At 56.8% G+C, this 25,571-nt stretch carries 13 protein-coding genes; 4 read left to right on the top strand and 9 right to left on the bottom strand.

Going from position 1 to position 25,571, the window contains the following annotated elements; all coding sequences use genetic code 11:
- Positions 1–63: 63 nt before the first annotated feature.
- On the bottom strand, positions 64–1,998 hold the full coding sequence (gene dnaK / locus Pla52o_RS19470; protein ID WP_146596285.1) for a molecular chaperone DnaK: 1,935 nt from the start codon (positions 1,996–1,998) through the stop codon (positions 64–66).
- Positions 1,999–2,370: 372 nt separating this feature from the next.
- Between dnaK and pheA the strand changes: the two genes are divergently transcribed.
- Both pheA and Pla52o_RS19460 read left to right on the top strand, forming a co-directional pair.
- A complete protein-coding gene (gene pheA, locus Pla52o_RS19465) occupies positions 2,371–3,486 on the top strand; it encodes a prephenate dehydratase (protein ID WP_146596284.1) in 1,116 nt (371 codons plus the stop codon).
- 1,468 nt (positions 3,487–4,954) lie between these two features.
- The gene (locus Pla52o_RS19460; protein ID WP_146596283.1) at positions 4,955–5,767 is read left to right on the top strand and encodes a TrmH family RNA methyltransferase; all 813 of its coding nucleotides are present in this window, start codon (positions 4,955–4,957) and stop codon (positions 5,765–5,767) included.
- Between the two features lie 96 nt (positions 5,768–5,863).
- Here Pla52o_RS19460 and Pla52o_RS19455 read toward each other — a convergent pair whose 3' ends face one another.
- The 6 genes from Pla52o_RS19455 to msrA form a co-directional block, all read right to left on the bottom strand.
- Positions 5,864–9,184 carry a PVC-type heme-binding CxxCH protein gene (locus Pla52o_RS19455; protein WP_146596282.1) on the bottom strand — a complete coding sequence of 1,107 codons (3,321 nt, stop codon included), beginning with the start codon at positions 9,182–9,184 and terminating at the stop codon, positions 5,864–5,866.
- A gap of 420 nt (positions 9,185–9,604) precedes the next feature.
- A complete protein-coding gene (locus tag Pla52o_RS19450) occupies positions 9,605–12,604 on the bottom strand; it encodes an exo-alpha-sialidase (protein ID WP_146596281.1) in 3,000 nt (999 codons plus the stop codon).
- A 112-nt stretch (positions 12,605–12,716) separates the two neighbouring features.
- Positions 12,717–14,333 carry a sodium:solute symporter gene (locus Pla52o_RS19445; protein ID WP_146596280.1) on the bottom strand — a complete coding sequence of 539 codons (1,617 nt, stop codon included), beginning with the start codon at positions 14,331–14,333 and terminating at the stop codon, positions 12,717–12,719.
- Positions 14,330–15,253 (bottom strand): dihydrodipicolinate synthase family protein, encoded by a 924-nt coding sequence (locus tag Pla52o_RS19440; protein WP_146596279.1) that lies wholly within the window; start codon positions 15,251–15,253, stop codon positions 14,330–14,332. The genes Pla52o_RS19445 and Pla52o_RS19440 overlap by 4 nt, the downstream gene beginning before the upstream one ends.
- 728 nt (positions 15,254–15,981) lie before the next feature.
- Positions 15,982–17,580, bottom strand: a complete 1,599-nt coding sequence (locus tag Pla52o_RS19435) for a protein adenylyltransferase SelO (RefSeq protein WP_146596278.1) — start codon at positions 17,578–17,580, stop codon at positions 15,982–15,984.
- A gap of 105 nt (positions 17,581–17,685) precedes the next feature.
- A complete protein-coding gene (msrA, locus tag Pla52o_RS19430; protein ID WP_146596277.1) occupies positions 17,686–18,243 on the bottom strand; it encodes a peptide-methionine (S)-S-oxide reductase MsrA in 558 nt (185 codons plus the stop codon).
- A 550-nt stretch (positions 18,244–18,793) separates the two neighbouring features.
- On the opposite strand from msrA, the gene Pla52o_RS19425 reads away from it, so the two are divergent.
- Together Pla52o_RS19425 and Pla52o_RS19420 are read left to right on the top strand one after the other, a co-directional pair.
- Positions 18,794–20,902, top strand: a complete 2,109-nt coding sequence (locus Pla52o_RS19425) for a redoxin domain-containing protein (RefSeq protein ID WP_146596276.1) — start codon at positions 18,794–18,796, stop codon at positions 20,900–20,902.
- A gap of 22 nt (positions 20,903–20,924) precedes the next feature.
- Positions 20,925–23,258: an efflux RND transporter permease subunit gene (locus tag Pla52o_RS19420; RefSeq protein WP_231612483.1), complete on the top strand. Its 2,334-nt coding sequence runs from the start codon at positions 20,925–20,927 to the stop codon at positions 23,256–23,258.
- 255 nt (positions 23,259–23,513) lie between these two features.
- Here Pla52o_RS19420 and Pla52o_RS19415 read toward each other — a convergent pair whose 3' ends face one another.
- Positions 23,514–24,545, bottom strand: coding sequence for a nucleoside hydrolase (locus tag Pla52o_RS19415; RefSeq protein WP_231612482.1), 1,032 nt, complete (start codon positions 24,543–24,545; stop codon positions 23,514–23,516).
- A gap of 62 nt (positions 24,546–24,607) precedes the next feature.
- On the bottom strand, positions 24,608–25,570 hold the full coding sequence (locus Pla52o_RS19410; protein WP_146596275.1) for an ABC transporter permease: 963 nt from the start codon (positions 25,568–25,570) through the stop codon (positions 24,608–24,610).
- Between the last annotated feature and the right edge of the window lies 1 nt (position 25,571).

Below are 25,571 nucleotides of genomic sequence, written 5' to 3'. Positions count from 1 at the left end.
GCACTGTGCTCCGCCACCCGCTGATGTATTTGACCGTCTCACGATTAACTAAGCGTCAAACGCTTAGTTTTTGACTTCGAAATCCGCATCGATTGCGTCGTCGTCGTCGTTCGACGCGGCGGCGCCCGAAGCGGCCTCGGCGCCCTCAGCGGCAGGACCTGCCGCCTCGGTTTTCTCATACAGCACCTTGCTGAACGCTTGCGAAGCTGCGTCGAGTTCTTCGGTCGCCTGCTTGATCGCAGCGGTATCGGAACCTTCGGCAGCCGTCTTCACCTTTTCGATCGCCTTGTTCATCGGCTCGGTGTCGGCATCGCTCAACTTGTCCTTGTTTTCGTTCATCAGTTTTTCAAGCTGATAAACCTGCTGGTTCGCCTTGTTCTTGGCCTCGACCAATTCGAATTGACGCTTATCCTCTTCGGCATTCGATTCGGCGTCCTTGCGCATTTGCTCGATCTCGTCTTCGCCGAGTGCACCGGCTTCTTTGATCTGGACCGAAGCCTCTTTGCCGGTCTTGAGTTCCTTGGCCGATACCGCCAGGATCCCGTTCTGGTCAATGTCAAACTTGACTTCGATCTGAGGCACACCACGGGGTTGTGGCGGAATGCCTTCGAGATTGAACTCGCCGAGCAAACGGTTGCTCGTGGCCATTTTTCGTTCCCCTTGGAAAACGCGAACGGTGACTGCGGTTTGATTATCCGCAGCGGTGCTGAACACGTTTTTCTTTTCCACAGGGATCGTGGTGTTGCGTTCGACAAGCGCGGTCATCACCCCGCCCTCGGTTTCAATACCGAGCGTCAATGGGTTGACGTCCAACAACAACACGTCGGTTCGCTCGCCGGCAAGAACACTGCCTTGCACCGCGGCTCCCACCGCAACCACTTCGTCTGGGTTCACCCCTTGGTGAGGCTCTTTGCCAAAGATCTCTTTGACGATTTGACGAACCTTGGGCACACGGGTGCTACCGCCGACCAAAACAATTTCGTCGATATCGCCTGGCTTCATGCCCGCGTCTTCGAGTGCTTGCAGCACCGGTTTCTTACATTGCTCGACCAAGGGGTCGATCAACTCTTCAAACTTGCTACGAGTGATCTTCATCGTCAAGTGCTTCGGCCCCGACTGGTCCATCGTGATAAATGGCAAGTTGATGTCGGTTTCGGGCAGCGTGCTGAGCTCCTTCTTGGCCTTTTCGCATGCTTCTTGCAACCGTTGCAGTGCCATCGGATCGTTGCGTAGATCGATGGCGTTATCTTTCTTGAACTGGTCGGCGACGTGGTTGATCAACGTTTCATCGAAGTCATCCCCACCGAGGTGCGTGTTACCCGAGGTGCTGATCACTTGGAAGACGCGGCTCTCTTGCTCTTCGTCACCGCTGTCGGCCACTTCCAAAACGGAAACGTCGAACGTACCTCCCCCGAGGTCGAAGACGATGATTTTCTCGTCCTTCTTCTTGTCCAAGCCGTAGGCCAACGCGGCCGCGGTGGGCTCGTTGATGATCCGAGCGACTTCCAAGCCCGCGATCTGGCCAGCATCCTTGGTGGCTTGACGCTGAGCATCGTTAAAGTAAGCCGGGACGGTGATCACCGCCTTGTTGACCTTGTGGCCAAGGTACGACTCGGCCGATTCCTTCAGCTTGCGGAGGACCTTGGCCGAGATTTCTTGAGGCGTGTATTCCTTGTCGCCCACTTTGATTTTGACGTAATCGTTCGCCGCACCGGTCACGCCGTAGGGAACCATTTTTTCTTCGGATTCCACTTCGCTGTGGCGGCGTCCCATAAAACGCTTGGCCGAGTAAACGGTGCGTTTGGGGTTGGTGACCGCTTGACGGCGTGCGGGTTCGCCCACAATCGTGTCTTCCTTGTCGGTGAACGCGACCACGCTAGGGGTCAATCGATTGCCCTCGGGGTTCGGAATCACCTTCGGCTCGCTGCCTTCCATCACTGCAACCACACTGTTGGTGGTGCCGAGGTCGATACCGATAATCTTTTCACCTTGTGCCATCTCTAATTTCTCCTATCTCTCGATTCTTTCGGTTGTCGCGTTAAACATTGAGGTTTAGCTGACAAATTTCAATTGGGTATGCTGGGTCGATGCCCCACTCGGCTGGTTGTCGATTCGTCAGCTTCAGGCGAGACGAAGGGTAGATTGGCAAAGCCTGTGCCGAACGACTTCGGAACTCCGCAGTTTTTTCATTAGCAGCCGATAAAACCCCCGTTTTTCCCGCTAAACTGCTTTTTCCGGTCGACGACATCGACGGCCGGCGAGTAATTTCTGGCAGACACGCCCAAACGGACTCCGCTTCGTTTTCGGGGCCGTGTCAAAATGACAGTAGCCTTCCCTCCAAATCTTCTGAGCTCCACCTCATTGGAACCCATGTCAAACGCGAATCAAGAAAAAATCGATACGATCGACCGCGAGATCCTGGCGTTGGTCGATCAGCGCATCGCTTTGGTCAAGCAGGAGGCCCGGTCGGTGAAGCAGTCCGCTGGATCGTCCCAGCCCTCCCCGACGCAGCCGATCACCGGTCGCGTGGCCTCGTCGAGTCACCATATTGACGAAGTGGTCGCGGCGATTGCCGAGCGGACCGAGATTGCCGAGGACGCGTCGGCGACCGCCGCCGAAACTCAACGCCAGATTCTGCGTCATATCGCCAGCGTTTGCCTTGCCGCGGTCGACCCGATTCGCGTCGCCTTTCTTGGCCCTGAATACAGCTACAGTCATTTGGCGTCGCTGAAGTATTTCGGACTGGGGGCGGAGTTTACGCCTGTGGGCTCGATCCCGGCGGTGTTCGAAGCGGTCGCGCGAGGTGACGTGGCGACGGGACTCGTCCCGATTGAAAACAGCACCGATGGCGGGGTCGTTGACACGCTCGGCATGTTCGTCCGCTGCCAAATGCAAATTTGTGGCGAGGTGGTGCTGCCGATCCATCACAATTTATTGTCATCCTCGCCGCGTGAATCGATCACCGAGATTCACAGCAAACCGCAAGCGTTATCGCAATGCCGCGGCTACTTGGCGACTCATTTTCCGGGCGCTCGATTGGTGGAGACGACCAGCACGACGGCGGCGGCTCAATTGGCCGCTGAGAAATCGGGGGTCGCAGCGGTCGCCAGTCTCGAAGCGGGCCGGCAATACGACTTGGATGTGTTGGCCGCCAACATCGAAGACAACCCGCACAACGTGACTCGCTTCGCCGTGCTTGGCAAAGATCGCCCCGAGTCCAGCGGTGACGACAAAACCTCGCTGTTGTTCAAAATCAATCATCAACCCGGTACGCTTGCCGATGTGATGATGATCTTCAAAAACAACCAGTTGAACATGACATGGATCGAATCGTTCCCATGCCCCGACACCCGCAATGAGTATCTGTTCTTTGTCGAATTGTCAGGCCATCGAGACGACCCCACCGTCGCCGATGCCATTGAGATGCTGTCTCGGCAAGCGAAACGGTTAGACATTTTGGGGTCTTACCCCAAGGCAGCTCCTTAGCGCTCGCGTCAGGATTCAGAATAAGAGCATCAATCAGCGAAGGTCTTTGTTCAGCTTCCTTTTTTGATTCTTAATCTTACTCTTAATCCTAGTCTTCACGACTTGGCTCCAGTCCGGCGTGGCTTGCGCGGACGGGATTAAGATTAGGAGTAAGATTATGATTAGGAGTTGACGACGGGGTGGACCACGTTCTGGCGAACGTAGCTACGGTTGAAGGCCCTCGTCAATCTTCGACGGCCGAGTCCGCTGCTACATGCTTTTCGATTAGTGTTCGATTAGCGAAGATCAGTGTTCGCGCAGCCAAGTCTTCTTGACACCCACGAGTTCAGCCGTAACTCGCTGCAACGTCCGGTCCCAGGTGAGTTTCAAAATCCAGTTTCTCTTGATCGAAACTGCTGCAGGACTTTTCCTGCTTTTATTTCTTAATCATAATCTTACTCTTAATCCTAATCTTCACAACTTGGCTCCGGTCTGGTGTGGCTTGCGCGGACGGGATTAAGATTAGGAGTACGATTAAGATTAGGAGTTGACGACGGGGTGCACCACGTTCTGGCGAACGTAGTTACGGTTGAAGGCTCTCGTCAATCTTCGACGGCCGAGTCCGCTGCTACATGCTTTTCGATTAGTGTTCGATTAGGGAAAATCAGTGTTCGCGCAGCCAAGTCTTATTAACATCCACGAGTTCAGCCGTAACTCGCTGCAACGTCCGGTCCCAGCTGAGTGGGCCACGTTCTGGCGAACGTAGCTACGGTTGAAGGCCCACGTCACCCTTCGACGGCCGAGTCATCCGCTACATGCTTTCCGATTAGTGTTCGGTTAGCGAAGATAAGTGGTTCACGCAGCCAAGTCTTCTTAACACCCACGAGGTCAGCCGTAACTCGCTGCAACGTCCGGTTCCAGGTGAGTTCCAAAATCCAGTTTCTCTTGATCGAAACTGTCGCAGGACTTTTCCTGCTTTTATTTCTTAATCATAATCTTACTCTTAATCCTAATCTTCACGACTTGGCTCCGGTCCGGTGTGGCTTGCGCGGACGAGATTAAGATTAGGAGTACGATTAAGATTAGGAGTTGACGACGGGGTGCACCACGTTCTGGCGAACGTAGCTACGGTTGAAGGCCCACGTCACCCTTCGACGGTCGAGTCAGCCGCTACAAGCTTTCCGATTAGTGTTCGATTAGGGAAAATCAGTGTTCACGCAGCCAAGTCTTCTTAACACCCACGAGTTCGGACGCAACTCGCTGCAACGTCCGGTTCCAGCTGAGTTTCAAAATCCAGTTTCTGTTGATCGAAACTGCTGCAGGACTTTTGATTCATAATCCTAATCTTCTACGGCTTGGCTCCAGTCCAACGCACCATCGCGTGAGGCGGGATTAAGGTTATGATTTGCTGCGTGTGATCAGGGCAAAGAAGGGCCAACGATCTTTCCACATCAGCCACCCCCCACTCCTCGCGAACGCAGCGGCATCCATGAACCAAGCTCGAGTGATCCAGGCCACAGGAATCGACGATCCTCGGATTGCCATTTACCGTGATCTACGTCATCGCGATCTCTCGAAGAACGGACACCGCTTTGTCGTCGAAGGCAATTGGGTCGTCCGCCGTTTGATCGAGAGCGATTTCAAGATCGAGTCGATCTTGGTGCAACCACACCGCAGCGCAGAGTACGCTGGGATCGTTCCCGATGACGTGCCCATCTACACGCTCACTGACGCTGAGCTTTCGGAATTGATCGGGTTTGAATTTCATCGCGGCGTTTTGGCTTGTGGCATTCGGCCGGCGCTGCACTCGATCGACGACTTCATCGGCCTAACGGAGGTTCCCAAACTCAGCGTCGCGCTGCTTGGTGTTTCGGAACCCGAAAACTTAGGTAGCATTTTTCGTAGCGCCGCCGCATTGGGCATCCACCACATTTTTGTCGATCGCAAAACGATCTCACCGTTCCATCGACGTGTGATCCGAGTCAGTATGGCAGCCGTCTTCAAACACCATCTGTACCAGTTGGAAGACCCGTTAACGGAACTGAAACATCTGACCGCTGCCACCTCGATTCGCACGATTGCATCGACATTGCAACCGCCCGCGACGGAGTTGCGAGAGTTCCGTGGAGGCGACCAGCCAGCCTTGCTGATTGTCGGCAACGAAGCCAACGGTGTTGATTTGCAAATTCAACAATTCGCATCCGACCGAGTCACGATCCCGATGCAACTGGGGACGGACAGTTTGAATGTTGCCGTTGCGACCGCGATCCTGATGCACGAATTAGCCAATCCCAGGAAGTAAATCACGCAGCGACGACCGCCCACACGAGTGCGTCCCAATGCAAATGCACTCGAAGCGGTGTGCGCCGAGTCGCGTGGAAACACGCGGCATCGGATTCTATTTCGATTTCAACGTCGACAAATAGGCGACCAAATCACGCACCTCGGTGCGGGTTAAGACTTCGGTCATGTCGGGCATGATCGAGACTTCATTCTTGGAAACGTCCTCGATCTCGTCGTTATTCAACCGAATCTCTTTCCCCTGACTGTCCAAGACGATGGTCAGCTCTTTGGTTTCGGACTTGACCAATCCCATCACGATTTGTCCCGAGTCCATCAGAAAGGACTGGGTTTGGTACTTCTTGTCGATGTCCCGGCTCGGGGCGATCACGCTGTGCAGCAAATAGTCGCGATCCTTCTGGGCGGCAATCCCCATCAAATTCGGGCCCACATCGCTCCCCTTCTTGCCAACCTTGTGACAACGCACGCATTGGGCACCAAGGTGCGTGTCGAAGATCGCTTTCCCACGCGTTGCGTCTCCACCATCACGGCTAGCCAAAAAGGGGCGAGCTTTTGCGGGGGTGTCCGACCATCGTTTGTCGAGGGCGGCCTGTGCCTTGTCCCATTCCGAACGCACCGTTTCGCTTTCCACCGCGCGTTTCTCGGCCGTTTCTAAAACGTCCAAGAGAGTTTCGCCGGGGTGCGTGCCGTTGACGACCGCTGCCAACCGCGACACCAGTAATCGCTCGGACGCGTCGCCTCGCTGCGTGGCAAGTTTGCCGATCGCGTATTGTTGTAACGCGATTTTCGGAGTGTCGTTGACCAGCTCGGCAAGATAGGCGTCGGCTTGTTCCGCGTGGAGCTGGACATAGAGATCCAAGGCCGCCATTTGTAAACGGGTTTCTCGGTCGCCCAGCGCCTCGTCGAGCACGGATTTCAGCTCCGTTAGGTCTTGCTGATACAGCGTTTTGAGGGCCTGCACACGCAGATCGACATCGAGTTTTTCGGTGCGAACGATCTCACGCAGCGATGTTGCGGAGAGCTTGGTTTGGGTCTCGGCGGCAGCGCGAATGGCGGCCGTTTGCAACGAGGGGTGATTCTCGGCTGCGATTTGCGAAAGCACGCCGCTCAATCGCTCCGTGGCCAGCTCACGCGGTTGCGCCGAGTCACGTCGTCGTCCATCGACGCGGTCCAACGGCTCCGGCGAGTTCCATCCGCCCAACATCGTGAGGGCTTCTCGGCGAAGGGCAACGCTGTGCTTGGTTTCGCTTGCGAAGTCGATCACCGCATCGGAGTTTTCACGGCTGCCTAACCGGTAATGGGCGTTGAGCACACGGCGGACAAACGATTCGCTGCGATGCTTCGTCGTGCCCAGCACGTCGGCGAGGACGCGGAGCTGTTGATCGTTGGAAAAGTCGTCATGCAGCGCTCGAGCCGCTTCGGTCGCCACTTGTTCATTCGCATCCGACAGAAACGATTCTAGCGAGTTCGGGTTCTTGTTACCTCGCAGCGCGACGACGAGATTCAATCGCCCCACTACACTGCTCGCTTCGCGCGCCGCCACGATCTGGGCGGGGGTCGCACAATAGCGGATCGCACGTGAGACCGCGAATCGCATGTAACGATCCGATTCGGCGAGCGTGTTTGACAATTCGATTAAGCGGTTCGTGGCCGAAGGATCGGCGTGTTTACTGAGCGCGATCAACGCCATGAAACGAACGCGGTCGCTTTTGTCGTCTAACAGCGGCGTGAACACGGATCCTGCGATTTCGTTTACATCGGTTAGCATGTGTGCCGCTTGAGCTCGGATTTCGGTATCGGTGGAGCCCAAGGCTTGGATCAATGATTCACGCGCGGACGCATTGCCATCGCGAGCCAATTGGCCCAATCCCCAAATCGCATGGACCCGCTGCATCTCCGATTCGGACGCGAGGGATTGCTGTAGCGTGACGACGTCATTTTGTTTGACGAGTTCGAATTGGGCTCCCAAGCGGATGCGTTGATCGTCGTGAGCAAGCAATTCGGAGAGTTCCGTTTTGGAAAGCGGAGAGAACCCCGTCCGCAGCCGCTCGGCGACCTCGGATTGCACTTCGCTGAGGTCCGATTCGGGCACGTCGATCTTCCACACCGCTCCCTTTTGGTTCAACGGATAGCCGCCACCCCAATCGACGCCATAGAGCGCCCCGTCGGGTGCAAAGTTGATTCCGACCAAGGGAATGCCTTTCCCAATTGAGTGTTCGTTGCGGATCGCGAACGAGGCCCCGTTGGGTTTCACTTTAAACGCGTACTGAAAACCGCCGGGCGCTCCGGTCAAGAAAAAGTAGTTGCGATACGCCGAGGAGAGCGCGGTGCCGGGATTGAAGGCAAACCCGGCGGGGCCATCGATCGAGTGGCTCAGCGGCGGCAGAATGTAGGAGGCTTGTCCCTCAAAATGAGTCTCCCACAAACGCTCGTCGGTCCAAGGATTGAAGCCGTCGCCGCGATATTGGTAATTGCATCGCCAACCGGCATCCATGTCACGAACGATGTAGACGAAACGCTCTTTTTCACCGCTTTGATCGGCATCGTTGTCGACGCCAAACATATTTCCATATTGGTCGAAGGCGATTTCTTGAACGTTGCGCAAACCGTGCGCGAAGACTTCAAAATCGCTGCCGTCGGGATTGCACCGCATCACACCGCCTTGATTGGGATAGTGAAAGCGTTTGCCTTCGCGCGACGTGACCGAGATGCCTTTGTCACCGATCGACCAATAGATCTTTCCGTCCGGTCCGACGGTCAAACCGTGCATGTCGTGGCCGGCATAGGCAATGTGAATGGCGAAGCCCGATGCGATCGCTTCTCGCTGGTCCGCGACGCCGTTGTGGTCAGTGTCACGGAGACGCCACAGGTCGGGGGCAATCGTCGCGTAAACGTCTCCGTTGTGCCACATCACCCCGGCGGCGATTCCCGTGACCTCGGTCTGGAAACCTTCGGCGAATAAGCCCATCGCGTCGGCCGTTCCATCGCCATCGGTATCGCGTAGCCAATGGATTTTTTCGCTGATCACCGTGAGGTCTCGCCAATCGTGCGATCCATCTTGGTTCAGGTCGTCGACCCGTTTGCGATTGTTTTCTTGGTCGGCGTTGGGAGCGAGACGTTGATGATAAAAGTGTTTGCGATCTTCGACCGTTTGGAAGCCGACATCGTTGCTGATCCAGTCGCGGTTGTTGCGGATGTCGAGATCTTGTGCCTTCCGCCGCTGGGTCTGCGTGACGTAAGCCGTCCCGTCGTTGTCGAAACTGATCGCAACGGGGTCGGGAACGTTGATCTCGCCGCTCCACCGCGTGTATCGCAGCGGAGCCGGAACCTTGGCTTCCTCCGCGACGACCCGCGAGCAGGGGCAAACCCAAAGCATCACGAAAAGCCAAGCGGCTAACAAACGAAACGATGAGATCATGGCGTTGGGGATGGTTCGAGGCGGGAACGCGCAGCGGCAGCACCCGCTATTCTAGTTCCCACGCCCGATTTTGTCGGGGGGAGAATGCGTCAAAATGACGAGTCTGCTTCAATCGCCAGCCGACCCTGTGAAAGGACGCCGCGGCGCATTGCGGAGGTGCCGCTGTACCGAGGCTCGCTGTGCCGCAGTGTCACTGTGCTACGGGGCTGTTGGGCCGTTGGGCTACGGGGCCGTTGGGCTGCGGTGTGCGCCTCCCCCGACAGCACCGCGAATGCTGGACACGCGATGTGATCCCCAAGCACGTCATCCGAAACGCATCTTATCCGAAAGACGCATCATCCCAAAGCGAGCGTTTCTGAACCGCCGGTGGGGGGCCCAGAAACGCATTGGCAACGAGATAACGCATTGGCAACAGGACCGTTACTTGGCCGAGCTTGGAACGATCGCCGCCGGATCGATCACGACATGCGTGATGTGCTTCCGTTTGGAGGTGTAGGTGATATGCACCATGCCATCGTCGGTTTGGATCATCGCGGGATAGCTAAATTCCGCACCCTTCTCTTGCTCGAGCAATCCAACTTCATTCCAGGTCACGCCATCGTCGGAGATGGCCAGATTGAGGACGCCGCGTTTGCCCCAACCATCCTTGCCCGAACCGAGGTGGTTGTAGATCATCAAGTGCCGACCATCGGTCAAGGTGACCGCGTCGATTCCCGAGTTGGGGTTGGGCATTTCGGTCGCTTTGAGTTTCGACCAGGTCTCGCCACCGTCGGTCGATTCGGTCGATGCGATCACTCCTTCCTTGGTTCGGCACAACGCTTCCAAGCGACCATCGGGATGCGTCAACAGCGTCGGTTGGATCGCATTAAATTCGCTGGCATCATTGATCGGGCCAACGCGTTTCCAGGGACCGCTCAATTCGCCATCGACCAATTGAATCGATTCGAAGTGAATGCGCCATCCATCGTGTTCGGTCGATGAACCGCACAGCAATGTTTTGCCGTCCTCTAACAAGATTGGTTTGCAACGCACTGGGCCATCGATGCTTTCAGGCAATCGTTGGCGGTGAGTGAAGGTGCGACCGCGATCGTAGCTGACCATCATCTCGCCCCACCATGAGTGTGGCTTGGGGCCGACCTTGAAAAACAACAACAAGGGGCCATCGCCGGGTGGTTGATAAAGCACTGGATTCCAACATGGATATTGCAAACCTTCGTGCTGAACGCCATCGGCAACACTTTGCGGTCGAGACCAATTCAAGCCATCGTGGAAGCTGGTCCAGATCGTCACGTCGGTATTGCCTTCCCTGGTCCCGCCGAACCACGATGCCACCAACCCGCGACTGGTTTGGCAAATCGTCGAAGCGTGGCACTCTTTGAATGGCGCGTTTTCAAAAATGGATGCTTTCGAAACGAAACCTGGGAACGGAGCCGGTTGCGGCTCTCGGGCTTCGCGTGGTTCGGTTTGTTCGGAACTGTATTGGATGCAATCTTCGTGGTCGATGTAGTAGATACGTCCGTTCTCGCTGCCGACCAACAAGTCAGGTTTCCCATCGCGGTTGAAATCACAAACCGCGGGGCTCGATGTATGTCCGGCGACATTGCGTTTTGCCAAGTTGCCGACTTTCTTTAGCATCACTTTGCCATCGACCTCTTTGCAATTGCGATACCACGTTGCGTTCTCGGAGTTGATCAATACGTCCAAACGCGAATCGCCATCCCAATCGACAACCGCTAGCTTGATCCGTCCGGACCGACCACACGTTCCCGAGTTCAATCGGATGGGTTGGAGGTCTTCGTCGACAAAGATCCGCTGAGCCTCGCCGCCATTGGAGCGGAGGGTCAAGTAGCCTTCTTGATCGAGCATGACCAAATCGAGTTGTCGGTCGCCGTCAAAGTCAATGACCATCGGCGTCGTACGCCACTGCGTCAGCGCGGCACTCGACTTGGTTTGCCACCAATACCATTTCGGTGGCGCTTCGCTTTGTCCGCTGTCAAAGTCCTTTTCCACCAAAGTGCCTGATTCGTTGATCAGCAACCCGAGCTTGGAAAGGATTGAGTTGTAGATGATGTCGCCATCTCCATCGCCATCCCAATCTGCGACCGACAACGTGGTGTAACCCCACTTCGCTTCGGCGGGACCTTGCGTCGATCCGCTCTCGCCGGCCATCACACGAAACGGTTTCAGCGAGTCGGCACCAGTGCGGACGTTCAACAATTTCGGAGCCGCCCAGCGGGGCAATCCATTTTCGCGGTTACCCAGGTTTTCGAAAAAGCCGATGTTGCCTGCGGTGTTGCCACAGAGAATATCTTCGTCACCGTCGTTGTCCCAATCGTAGACAAACGGCGTTGCCAAGGCACCGAACTTGAGCGTGTCGGCTTGTTGTTGGAAATACACGGGGTCGTTGAAGACCGGCTGATTGTCACGCAGTTCGCCATTGTTTTCGATAAAGGCGACGCGACCATCCTCGTCGCCGACGATCAAGTCGAGGTCGCCATCGGCATCCCAATCGATCGCCGTGGGGGTGATCATTTGCAGATGCATCACCAACGGATCACCGGCAACGTTTTTAAGTTTTTGTGCCGCTGCGTAGACGGGCTCCGTACGAGTTCCGATGTTTTGGAAATAGGTGAACCCGTCAAGAAACTCGCCACACAACAAATCCAAGTCGCCATCGTTGTCGAAGTCGGCGAAGTTGGGTGACGGCCAACCGTAAACATCGATGTCGCCACCGGCGGATTGTAAACGCTCTGGATTTTTGGAGTACTTGGGCGCGTCGTCGCTGCCTTCGTTCACGATCAAGTAGACGTAGCCGTGCAGCGGGCCGTTCCGCCATTGGCCGTGATTGTCGTAGGCGTGATCCCAACAATAATCGGTCCAATCGCCGCTACCGACGGTGATGTCGTAATCGCCGTCCCCGTCGTAGTCGACGTACCGCCACATGTTCGCGCGGGTGTTGCCTTTGGTGTGAGCGTTGGGGTTCGCAGCCGCGTCAATCTTGGTCGGTTTGTTGAAGTCGAACTTGCCCGATTGTGGGTCTCGGCGGAACTCCTTGGCCGGTAACATTACGACCGGCTCTCCATTGACCATGCTCATTTGCATGAAGTGGTTTGCTTTTCCGAGGTGAACCCCGGCTTTGAACACTGGCATCTTCTCCGCTGGATCCTGCGACGTGTTCTCAAAGAAGTAAACCCCGTTGGAGGGCTTGTCAGGACATCCTACAAGCAGATCGAGGTCGCCATCGTTGTCATAATCCATCGGCAGCGGAAACGCCCACAATCCCACGCCGAGATCGACGGTCAAACCGGGGTGATTGTATTGCAGCGGTTTCAGTTTCCACGACGCGTCGTCCGCGTTCGCATGGGTGCAGATGATTGCCACGCACGCCCAACAAAACAGCGTCCATTTCGATTGTTGCATTCTCTTCATTTCTTCACTTTCGGCAGTGCCCGTGGGGCGTTGATCGTGGTTAAGGAATGAGTATCCGTTTCAAGTTTCAAATCAATCCGTGCGACCGTCGGCCGCGCCGGCTCTAGCGGTTGGTTTCCGGGGCCGCTTTCGCGGGAAGTGCCTGAGAGACAATCCAGCCCAGTAGGATCATAGCCGTGGGGCCGAGCACAATCACCAGTAAAGGATGAAAAGGACTGGCGAATTTACTCAATGTTTCGGGCCAGTAGGCGGTTTTCGATGCCGCCATCCACGCGATTAACCCCAAACCGACGAGCAGTACCGAAATGGCAGCGCGGCCACGGATCTTGGGCACAATGATGCCCAGTAGGAACAAGCCGATGATCGCGGCGCCGAGCACACCCGATAAAATCCACCAAATATCCAATGCGCTCTCGGTCAATCGCACCAAGGCGAGCGCCATCACGGTTCCCATCGCACCCCATGCGATGGTCGACCCACGCAGCACGCGGACGTGTTCGATGTCGGTCGAATCGGGGCGGAACAAACGTTTGTAAAAATCGCTCATGACCAACGTTGCCGAGGAGTTCAACGAGGTCGAAACGGTGCTCATCGCGGCGGCAAAAACGGCTGCAATCAATAACCCGCGAGCTCCCTGAGGCAACTTCGCTGCGATGAAATGAGGGAACACGCGGTCGCCCAGATCCTTGTCGGTCAGCCCCTCGATCGTCTCGCTTAGCCGACTCGCGTATTGGGCGTCGTCCGGAGCAATGCCTGCCTGCATCAATTTCTGCTCGGCAACGATCACACGGACTTCTTGGGTGTCCTGCGGATGGCTTTCGTAATACGCATACAGGGACGATCCAATGAACAAAAACAGGGCGCTGACCGGAACGTACAGCAACGCGCCAAACCAGACGCTCTTGGCCGCCTCGCGGTCGGTGCTGGCCGCGATATACCGTTGCACATAGCTTTGATCGACGCCGAAGTTCCGCAAGTTGTCGAATAATCCGTACGCGATCACGACCCACAGCGTGGGCTGGGAGACCTCCCAAAACGACGTGCTGCCGAGTGAAAATTTGTCATGGCGGTTAGCGACTTCGATGACTTCACTGGGGCCACCCGGCATGTCCATCAGCAGAATCCCCAACGCCAATAACGCGCCGGCCAACAAGACAATCGCCTGAATCGCATCGGCCCAAATCACCGCCACGATACCGCCAATGAACGAATAAATCGTCACGATGATTCCCGTGAACACGATCACGATGCGGATGTCCCAACCAAACAACACCGCCATCGGCAAGGCCATCAAGTACATCACCACGCCGATGCGGGCAATTTGGAACAGCAAGTAAAAACAGCTGGCGTAAATCCGCGCCCATAAACCAAAGCGGTTTTCTAACAGCGAGTAAGCGGAGACTTCGCCCGAGCTGCGGTAGAGCGGCAAGAAATAACGGACCGCGATCGCGGCGGCGATGGGAAGTGCCAACGAGAAGGCGAACGCGTTCCAGTTGTCTACAAACGCTTTGCCCGGCAAGGCGAGATAGCTGATGCTGCTAAGGTAAGTCGCAAAAATCGACAAACCGCACAACCATCCCGGCAACGAACGCCCCCCGGCCGTAAATTGATCGGCCGTGTTGTTACGTCGCCAGAAAAATAGCCCCAACGCCATGATGCCGACGAAATAGCCGAACAACACCAACCAGTCGACGCCGGTAAAAAAAACAGCTGCGATCACAGGGCCCCAATGCCTCGCAAAATCTCGGCAACCCGCGCTCGAGCCGGTTCATGAAAACGGTGGAACGGATCGGCAGGCAAATCGCTGCAAATGCCAATCAGCGACAATGCGGATTTGGTTGCCTTGATGTGACGCGATGCATATTTGCCGACATCGTAGATCTTTTGGAATTCTAAAATCGTTGCACGTCGCTCGGCGGCGGTCGCTTCATCGCCATCGCGCAATGCGTTGTAGCACTCCACGAACAGCTTCGGTAACACGTTAGCGCCGCCATTGACGCCGCCATCGCCACCCAATTGATGAGCCTCTTGAAGCAATGCTTCGGGGCCTAACAAAATCGACCAATCCGGTCGCTCTTGTTTCAATTGGCACAGCCGACCAAAGTACTCTAAATCGCCGCTGCTGTCCTTCACGCCGACGATCGATTCAATGCTCGAAAGCGTGCGAAGCGTTTCGATCTCGTACCACACCTTCGTCAATCCCGGCATGTTGTAAAGCATCACCGGCAACGGAATCAGCGGGACAATGCTTTGCACGTAGGAGGTCAATTCCGTCTGACCGGCGGGGAAATAATAGGGCGTGGTCAGTACCGCAGCGTCGGCTCCACACTCCGCAGCGTATTGGGCTAGGTGCACCGTCTCCATAAACGCCGTGTCGGCGATGCCAACCAGCACCGGCACGCGGCCGGCGACGATCCGCGTCGTTTGGCGAATCATCTCGCGACGAAGCTCGTAGCTTAAACTGGGTGCCTCGCCGGTGGTCCCCAGGATAAAGACGGCCGAAACGCCTCCTTGGATTACATGCTCCAATAGCCGAGCGAGTCCCTCGTGGTCGAGTTCATCACGGGCGGCCAGGGGCGTGACCAGCGGCGGCACAATGCCTCGCAAAGAGATTTTGGGTGGATAAGTTGCGATCGACATCTGCGAATTCCTGAGAGTTCCAAATTGGGGCTTAGCGATGGAAATCATCGAACGATGCTCACGCCCTCCATGCTGCGCGGCGACGCGCCAAGATACCCGATCTCACGACGCGCGTGTCGGTACAGTACAGCTGGCTAAGTCTATAGAGCCTACCCGAATTCAGCGGCGTTGCAAGCGTCGTGGGGGGGCGGATTCCGGCGAAAGTCGGACAAAAATCAGTCTGCCGAGGATGCTTGGGCGAGGCTTCGCATCGGCCGGCGCTCACGCCGCTCCCTCAAGCAGCCAGGCACCTCGGCAGAAGTCTTTCGGCATGACTCTTCACAGCGGCGAAGCTGCAAAACGTAGCCTAGGCTACGCTCAGCCCAAAGAGTTGTGCGGAGGTGCTTAGGCAGGAGCTTTTTTGCAAAACGAGAAAGGTTCCCTACGCCGCCAGCGTCGGAAACCCATGCTGCGCAAACCGCGGTTATGCCCTACCCTGGTCACTTGCCAGCCCCCGATAATCCGGCTGGATACTTGGTTGGTCGGCTACATGGATGGTCGGCTACATGGATGACACGGCATCGCTGCTGATGATGGGCACAGCCGCTTTGTTCCATCACAGCCGCTTTGTCCCATAGCACCTTTGGGGTGGTGGGCGAGGGCAGCCGTCCCGAACACGCGGTCAATCCGATGGAGCTCGTCGCCTCGTCCACGATGTTCAAGCCGTCTCTTTTGATCCCGGCGCAACCCTAGGAGCTGCAGGAAAGCATCGAGCACCCGACCTTGTGCCGGGCCCATTCGGGACGTTTGGCAAACCATTTCTGGCGTTCGGGTTGCTCGGCATACGGATCGCGAAGCAGCTCATACAATTCCGCGATCAACGAGTCGTCCCCCTGGTCAGCCGCGTCAATCGCAAGCTGGGCGATGTAGTTGCGGAGCACATATTTTGGGTTCACACGATTCATCCGCTCGCGCCGCATCGCGTCCGATTCTTCGCTCTGGTTCAACCGCTGCAAGTACAGCGAGAACCAGGCTCGCCATTGCTCAATCATTTCGTCGGTCAATGACTCGGGGTCATAAAACGCATCGATCACGGGCGCTAGGAAGTCACGTCCGGCGGAGACATTGGACGACTTGCGGACGTCGGCAAGCAAACGAAAGAAAATCGTCATGTCGGTTTCGGTCAATTGCAACACGGTGTCGAGTTGCGAAATCAGTTCTTCGTCGGCTTCGTTGGCGGCTTGGTTGGCGTGGGTCAACCCAATCTTGCTCGCTTGCATGTTCGTGTATTCACGTGAGAAGTCATCTTGATACTCCTGGAGTGCCGCTTGAAAGGGGGCCGCATCGCCGACCAGTGGATACAGCGCATTGGCCAGTTGCAGCAAATTCCAAAGTGCGATTTTCGGCTGATTGCCAAATTGGTAACGGCGATGGGAACGGTCGGTGGTATTGGGAGTCCAATCGGGATCGAAGCCTTCGAGCCAACCGTACGGGCCGTAGTCGATCGTGTCGCCGTGAATTGACATGTTGTCCGTGTTCATCACTCCATGAACGAATCCGACTCGTTGCCAATGCACGATCATGGTTAGCGTCCGCTGGCATACCGCGTGAAAGAAATGGCCGTAGCTGGCCTTAGTGTCCGCTTGATTCTCCGCTTGAATTTCAGGGTAGTGGTGACGGATCGTGTAATCAGCAAGTTGGCGTAGCGTCGCCAGGTCGTTCCGCGCAGCCAAGATTTCAAAACTGCCAAAACGAATGAAACTGGCCGCGACGCGACAGACGACTGCCCCGGTTTCCATTTCGGGATTGCCGTCGTACATCACGTCACGCAGCACTTGGTCGCCGGTGGTCAGCAAGCATAACGAGCGTGTGGTCGGCACGCCCAAGTGATGCATCGCTTCGCTACAGAGGTGTTCACGCACGGATGAACGCAGCACCGCCAAACCATCGGCGGTGCGTGAGTACGGAGTCTCGCCAGCCCCTTTTAGTTGCAACGTCCAATGTTGGCCGCGATGCTCGACTTCGGCCAAGTTGATCGCCCGGCCGTCGCCGAGTTGCCCGGCCCAGTTGCCAAATTGGTGGCCACCATAACACATCGCGTAGGGGCGAGTTCCGGCGATCACTTCGCCGCCGCTGAACACACGCCGAAACGTATCACCGTTTAAATCGGTGGGGGCCAGTCCGAGCATTTCGGCCACCTCAGTCACCGCGTGCCGTAGACGCGGGGCGGAGGGAACGCGAGGGGTTACAAAGGAGAACGCCGCCTCGGTGACTTGGCGGCGTGATGGGGTCAGCACGGGATCCGCGGGAAGTTCTTGATTGAAACGATCGTGGATGTTTAAACGCATTCGCCGGTACTTATGAAAACGAACAAAACGGGGATAGGGTTTCGCTGCGAGTTGGCGGAGCCTTCCCCATCGCTCGAGCGAATCAGGACTCTCTCGCTGCGTGAATTAGGCTTGCTTCAGTTTGCCATGGAAGGCCTGGGTGAACTTGTCCACTTTGGGACGAATCACGGCGCGACAGTAGCCTTGCCCGCCGTTGAGGTTGTAATAGTTATGGTGGTCCACTTCGGCAGGATAGAATTTTGTGAACTCGGTAATTTCGGTCACGATCGGGGAGGAGAAGACGCCCGCGGCGTCGAGTTTTTGCTTGAAGTGTTCAGCCTGGCTTTTTTGCACGTCGTCGTGATAAAAGACCACCGAGCGATATTGGCTGCCCACATCGGCTCCTTGCCGATTCAGTGTCGTCGGGTCATGCGTCTGCCAAAACACCTCGAGTAACTCGTCAAACGTGATCACGTTGGGGTCGAACGTGATTTGGATCACTTCGGCATGTCCGGTCGTTCCGGTACAGACTTGAGCGTAGGTTGGGTGGTCGACATCACCGCCGGAGTAGCCCGGCATCACCTGGTGGACACCGGCGAGTCGTTGAAAGACCGCCTCGGTGCACCAGAAGCATCCATTGCCAAAGGTCGCGAGTTGAAGCGTCTCGTTTGGGGTGTTTGACATCGGTCGGTCCTAATGAAAAAGGCATGGTGAAAGCGACCCGAGCGATCGGCGGGGCGTCGGAGCCAGACATTGCCGGAGTCTGCGATGGTCTCTAGCGTGTTGCCAAGACCGAGAAATGTCAACGAGTGCCGCAATCCGTGCTTGGGGAAACTCCGTTTCGCTGACGGCGGGCTAGCTAACGGGCTGGGCCAACTAAGGCCGGGTGCCAGCTAAGGCCTGGGGTAGTTAAAGGCCGGGTCAGCTGACGGCGGGGGTCAGCTGACGGCGGGGGCCAGCTAAGGGCGACTAGAGCCTCTCAGCTTTTTTCTGTCGCCAGACGCGGGACCCCGTATTGGCGAATCCAGCTACGGCTTGAATCCCGCGTCATTTGTCAAATGGCTGTTGCCCGATTCGGGCTACAATCGAGGGTGATTCACGCGTTTGCATCGCGACGTTACGATCACCCTCTGGTTTGACCCTTCTGAATTGACGTTAGGTCGCTTGGCCAATCAAACAATCGATTTTCCAATCGACCCTGATCCAATCTGTAATACCGCGAGGCATTTTGCTGATGACTGGGAACGATCAACTCAAGCAACTCGACCCATCCAAGCAACTCGATGCGGGTCGCGGGCAGACTGGGAACAAGATCCTCGCGTTGTTGGCGGCCGCCGTGATGATATCGCAATGGATGATTGGTTTTCCAACGCCCACTCACGCGACGTCTCCCCGATTGCAGAACCGCGTGGCTCCGTTTTCGTTACCGGGATCCGATGGCAGCGCGGTGGCGTTTTCGACCGACCCGAGCGTGAAATTTCACGTGCTTTGTTTTCTGGGCACCGAATGTCCGCTGGCACGGATCTATGGTCCACGATTGGTGGCGATGTCGGATGCATTCTCGCCACGTGGCGTTCAATTCATCGGCATCAACAGCAATATCCAAGATTCGATGCAAGAGTTGCAGGCGTACGCGAACGACTACGGGATCACGTTTCCGATCGCAAAGGACTACGATCGCCGCGTCGCGGTCCAGGCCGGTGCGACGCGCACCCCTGAGGTGTTTGTGATTGATCGAGCAGGCTTGGTTCGTTATTGCGGCCGGATCGATGACCAATACGAACCCGGGATCGCGCGTTCCAGCGCGACTCAGCATGATCTTCGCGATGCGATCGAAGCGTTGTTAAGCGACCAACCGGTGCCCACTCCTCAAACGACGGCGATGGGGTGTTTGATCGCGTTACCACGAACTGTTGCGGACGACCCCGAATCCCACTCAAAAATCACCTATTGCGACCAAGTGAGCCGGGTCTTGCAACGGCACTGCATCGAGTGTCACCGGGAGGGCCAAATCGGCCCCTTCTCGCTGGAGCAATATGACGACGTGATAGGTTGGGCGGACATGTCGTTGGAAGTGATCGACCAGCAGCGGATGCCGCCCTGGCACGCTAATCCCGAGCATGGTTCGTTTTCCAATTCGCGGCACATGTCCGACGAGGACAAACAAACGCTTGTCGATTGGGTCGATGCGGGGATGCCGTACGGCGATGCGAACGAATTGCCGCCGCCGATTTCGTTTGTCGAGGGTTGGCAATTGCCCCAATCGCCGGATCAAATCGTGACGATGAGCGACACCCCGTTCGCGGTCCCCGCCGATGGCACGGTCGAGTACCAGTACTTTGTGGTCGATCCTGGCTTTCGCGAGGACCGATGGATTCGGGCTGCCGAAGTGGTCCCAGGCAACCGGGCGGTCGTTCATCATTCGATCGCCTTCACCCGGCCGCCCGATGGTGCGGACGTTCGCGACATCGGTTTTCTGGCGGCTTATGTGCCGGGCCAACGCCCCAACGCCTTGCCACCGGGATACGCCCAACGCGTTCGCGCGGGTTCCAAAATTGTTTTTCAATTGCATTACACGCCCAATGGAAAACCGAGCGAGGATCTGACTCGCATCGGGTTGGTTTTTGCGGACCCCAGCGAGGTGACGCATGAGGTGTTTGTGCTCGGCGGGGTCGAGCAAGAATTCGAGATTCCGCCCGGGGTGGCTGACCACGCCGTTCAGGCCGAGATCGCTGGTTTCCCTAAAAATGGCAGCCTGTTGTCGATCACGCCGCATATGCATCTGCGTGGCAAGTCGTTCCGGTTTTCGGCGCAAACCAAGTCCGGCAACGAAACCTTGCTTGATGTTCCCGCCTACGATTTCAATTGGCAGCACAACTATTCGCTCAGCCAACCGTTGCCACTCGATGACGTCGAACGACTCTCCTTTACCGCCGTTTTTGATAACTCCGCTGACAATCCGACCAACCCCGACCCATCGGAGTACGTCACTTGGGGCGATCAAACGTGGCAAGAGATGGCCGTCACCTTTGTCGCGGTGGCTAAACCGCGACACCCTCCGGAAAACGGTACGATGTCAAAGCACGCGACGTCAAAGCAGGTTTCGGGCAAACCGCAACCGCTTGCCGATCGACAACACGCGTGGGAGGAGCAAGCTTCCCAGTTCGCCGACCAATACATCACGCGTTTTGATTCCGATGGTGACGGGGTTTTAAGCAAGCACGAACTTCCCGATTCGGTTCGAATGTTCGGTTTTCGCTCCTTCGATCATGACCGCGACGGTAGCATCGATCGCGAGGAGATTCGAGCCGAGAAGCTCCAGCGGCTGAAGCGATCGCGATAACCTCTCAGGAAACCCCCACGCAGTGTTTGCTCTTCTGTTCTCGCGATTTCGCATCTCCACGCTCGCCGATTGGATCGTCACGCATCGTTGGTCGACACTGCTGTTGTTGGTCCTGTGGACGATTGTGATGGGGATGGGGCATTACGACCCGACGATCCTGTGGCCCGATACGGCCGCGTCGTCGTCGCTGGAACCCGGCAGCGCGGCGGACATCGGCTTTGACGACGCCGAGAGCGAACCGGCGCCCCAGGTTTCCGCAGTGCAAGTGGCGTCGAGTGATGTGATTGTCGTCGCCCATAGCGAAGCATTCTTTACGCCCGCCGGCGCAGACGCGATTCGCGAAGCGGTTGCGGCGCTAGAGTCGCTCGATCAAGTTGAGAGGGTGCTGTGGATGGATCGCGCCCCGATGATGAACTTGTTTGGGTTGCCCGAACCGATACTGCCCAATCGAAATGCTTCGCCGGCACGCTTTGCCGCGGCGAAACAGCGGGCGTTAACCCACCCATTGGTCGGCGGTCAACTGCTTTCACCGGACGCCAACACGATGTTGTTGATGGTCAAGATCGATTGGTTGTACGTCACCGATGATCGCGATTGTACCGACGTGCTGCGACAAACCGCGGCGACGGCAGTCGCAAACCATCCCGACGCCGCGATCACGTTTCAAGTGACCGGTGACGTGCCGATTCGCGTTAGCGGGGCGGCGAGCACCCGAGAGAACGAACGCAAGTATCAAGCGATCGGCTATTCGATCGCATTGGGGATCGCGTATATCCTGTTCCGTGGATTGTCGTCGGTGATCATTGTCGCGATGGCTCCCGCGTTTGGTGTGTTCTGGACCATCGGAATGCTCCATTACCTCGGCTTTGACGACAATCCGTTCAATTCGGTGATCGTCCCGGTGTTGTTATGCATGGTCGGGTTCACCGATGGAGTCCACATGATGGTGCAAATCCGGCGACATCGATCCGAGGGAGTGTCGGCGACCGATGCGGCGCGACGATCCATCCGCGAAGTTGGATTGGCGTGCTGGTTAACTTCGCTGACCACCGCGATCGGATTCGGATCATTGGCGCTCGCCCACCACGAGATCGTTCGCGAATTCGGTTACTGTTGCGTGATCGGGGTACTGATGACCTTCATTTCCGTCGTCACCATCATTCCGTTGGCATGTGCTAGCCCGTTGGGACGCAATGTTCATGCGGGGTATGGTCACAACTTGGTCGATAAAAACTTGAGCAAGATCTCGGTCTTGATCGATTGGGTCGTCCGGCATGCCAAGACGGTCAGCGTGGTGTCGATTGTCACGACGTGCGGACTTGCCGCGATGACATTGCAATTGCGCCCCGACGAGCGGTTGACCAGCAACCTCAGTGCGGGCAGCGAAGCCGCGAGTGCGTTGGCCCACATCGACCGTGAATTTGGCGGGTTGGAGACTGCGGAGGTGTTGGTTCAATGGCGGCGCGGCATCGCCGCGACGGACGGCGAAATCGCCAGCGTGGTGGCCCAAGTCGACGACTTGCTACGCTCGGAGCCTTTGATCGGAAATCCGCTTTCGATCCGCAGTTTGATCGACGCATTGCCGGGCGAGGGAGATCCGGCGACCCGGATGTCGTTGCTAGAACTTTTGCCACCGCCACTGAAGCGAGCCTACATCGTTCCGGAACGGCGTTCGACGAAAGTCATTTTAAGGCTTCAAGACCTCGGCATTGCCACCTATGGTCCGGTTTTTCAACGCATCGAGAGTGGGCTCGAAGCGATCGAACAGACGCATCCTGATTTTCGACTTCAATTGACCGGCCGGGCGCTCGGACGTTGGAGAAATTTGTATCGTATCGTTGTCGATCTTGCGTTCAGCCTCGGTACCGCGACGGTCATCATCTTTGCTGTCTTGACCTTCGTTTATCGCTCGCTACGGATTGGTTTGATCTCGCTGGTGCCGAATCTGTTTCCGTTGGCGATGACGGGATGTCTGCTTTTGATCAGCGGTCACAACTTAGAACTCGTCAGCGTTTGTGCGTTCACGGTTTGTTTAGGGATCGCGGTCGATGACACGATCCATTTCCTAACGCGATACCAAGAGGAATTGAAGCGATCCGACAATCACAGCGAAGCGATTCGCCGCGCGTTTGTTGGCGTCGGCACCGCCTTGGTGATGACGACGGTGGTGTTGATCATCGGGTTCAGCACCGCGTTGTTGAGTGATGCACGCGACCACCGGATCTTTGCCGTGATGGGGATTTTGACGATCGGCAGCGCGTTGTTCGCCGACTTGGTGATGTTGCCCGCACTGTTAGATCGCTTTGGTTCTCCGGGCCGCAGTCCAGCGGAACTCCGGTATCGCAGCGGCGAGTGACGCGTTGGGCAAGCGTTTGCTCGGCAGCCCCGCTGAGTCTAAGGAAAAGGAGCGAATCGTCTCGCCGGTCCAATACGCTCTAGAGCGTATTGGAAATGAATGGAGGGATTTTAGGGCCGGTTTCCCACCGGCCAATCGCAACCAGAGCCAATTACAAGCAGGGCCAATCACAAGCAGCGCCGGTGGGAACCGGCCTTACGTCCTATTTGAAAATGCTGGCGGGAGTCCGAATTGATTCGGACTGCCGAGGACCTCTTATTCTTTTGCTAAATGCGCCGGCGGTTCGATCATCAGTGCTTCGATCGCAGCGGCAAGTCGTTGCGGGGGCCCCACGATTTTGACGTAGCGGTGTGGACCGGCGGGGTCGGTTGACCAACGCGTGCGACCTTCGGCATCAACACGAACGTGGCCACCCGAACTCGTTTCCCAGAACGCTGGCTCGGATCCTCGCACCGCGTACAACGCAGCGGCTTGGTCATAACTCGGCTGACCGCCGTTAATGGAGGGACGTCCTCGGTAGCGTCGCAGTTCGTAAGCACGCCGTACAGGATTCTTTTGGGGAGTCTGTTTCAGCTTGGCGCCGGTTATCAAGGCGTCGCCGATCTCGTAGCCGTGCCAGATGATTTCGCCAGGCCAATGTTCGGCTACGAAGTGGGCTGCATCGCGATGGGTCGCCACGTTGGTTTCGCGTCGATCGGAGTCCGGGAATTCGCCCCCCATCACGACCAAACGTTGCACTTTCGCTCGCACCAATTCAGGTTCGTGGCGGCACAGTTCGGCGAGGTTCGAAAACGCTCCAACGCTACAAAGGGTGACACTCGCGTCTGGCTGGTCCGCTAAGATTTTGCGATAGATCGCTAACGCGTCGGGAGCTTGGTCGTCCGCCACGATGTCATGAGGGAATTCGTCTCGGAGGGCAGCGGCGTACGGGCTGGTGCGTTGTAGCGCCGTGGGACCGACTTTGTCCGTGCCGATGGGAATATTGGGACGCCCGTAGTAGGTGTTGATGGCGTCCACCGCCGCAGCGGAGGCTTTGGTGAAATCGGCCCGATTGACGATCGTCGCCAACAATTCACACTCACCGCGGTCGGCCAACGCATGCAACAGGGCTAGCGTGCCGGCATCGTCACAGTCGCCGGACATGTCGGTGTCGAGGATCAATTTCACCGCCGCCGGATCCGCCCCGCGTCGCGCGTGCGATTCCTTGGCGTGCAGCTCCACTGCGGGAGCGAGAACAAGCAACGCGGCGGTCCCTACTAACCGCAGTGGATTCAAGATTCGCATCATTCGATCTGGCCTTTGCTAAGTAATGACGTCGTTATTAAAGAGTCGTTCGTCAATGACTTCCTTCACTCTTCACTTCCCCCTCTCCAACGCGTTCGCAACGCGTCCATCAACACCGCCGCGACGATCACACCGCCGGTGATGATTTGCTTATTGGCATCGGAGACGCCGATTTGAGCCAAACCGGTTTGTAAGACTTGGATGATCAACACGCCGATAAAGGAGCTGACCACACTGCCGCGTCCCCCCATCAAACTCGTCCCGCCGATCACGCAAGCAGCGATGGCGGCCAGTTCGATTCCGATGGCGGCGTTGGGGTCCGCGGTCGACAACCGTGACGATTGAGCCAATCCCGCTAAGCCACACATCAAACCGCTGATGCCAAACACCGCGATCGAATAGGGGGCCGCACGGATCCCCGACATTCGCACCGCTTCGGCGTTGGTGCCGATCGCGACGCAGTAGCGACCGAAGACCGTTCGCGTCAGCACGAACTGGCCGATTGCGACGGCGATGACCGCCATCAAAAACGCAGGCGACAAGCGAATGCCCCCGATCGGTTGGCCGAACCATTCAATGCTGCTGCCGATATAAACCGACTGGGAATCGGTCACCGCCTTGGTGGCACCGCGAGCGATTTCAAGCATCCCCAAGGTGACGATAAACGACGGCACCCTAAAGCCAACGGTGATCATCCCGTTGGCCAAACCACAGGCTCCCGCAACGAGCATGGCGACCGGCAGTGCAGCTATCAGCGGCCACCCCATGTTCACCATCAACACCCCCAGCACGGCCGAGGATAGCGCCAACAGCGAACCGACCGACAAATCGATTCCTCCCACCACCAACACCAACGTCATGCCGACGGCCAAGAAGGTCAGGTCGGGGACTTGGTTTGCGATTGAAATCAACGTGGTGGGTTGGAAGAAATTCTTACTGAGCAAACTAAAGGTCGCGACCATCAGTATCAGCACCGCGAGCAGCCCCGCGTATTGAACCATCGATTGTTTCAGTTTGCTTTGTTTCATG

Source organism: Novipirellula galeiformis (genome assembly GCF_007860095.1).
Taxonomy (GTDB): Bacteria; Planctomycetota; Planctomycetia; order Pirellulales; family Pirellulaceae; genus Novipirellula; species Novipirellula galeiformis.
The sequence above is the reverse complement of the archived record's forward strand: the minus strand, read 5'-3'. Positions and strand labels throughout refer to the sequence as shown.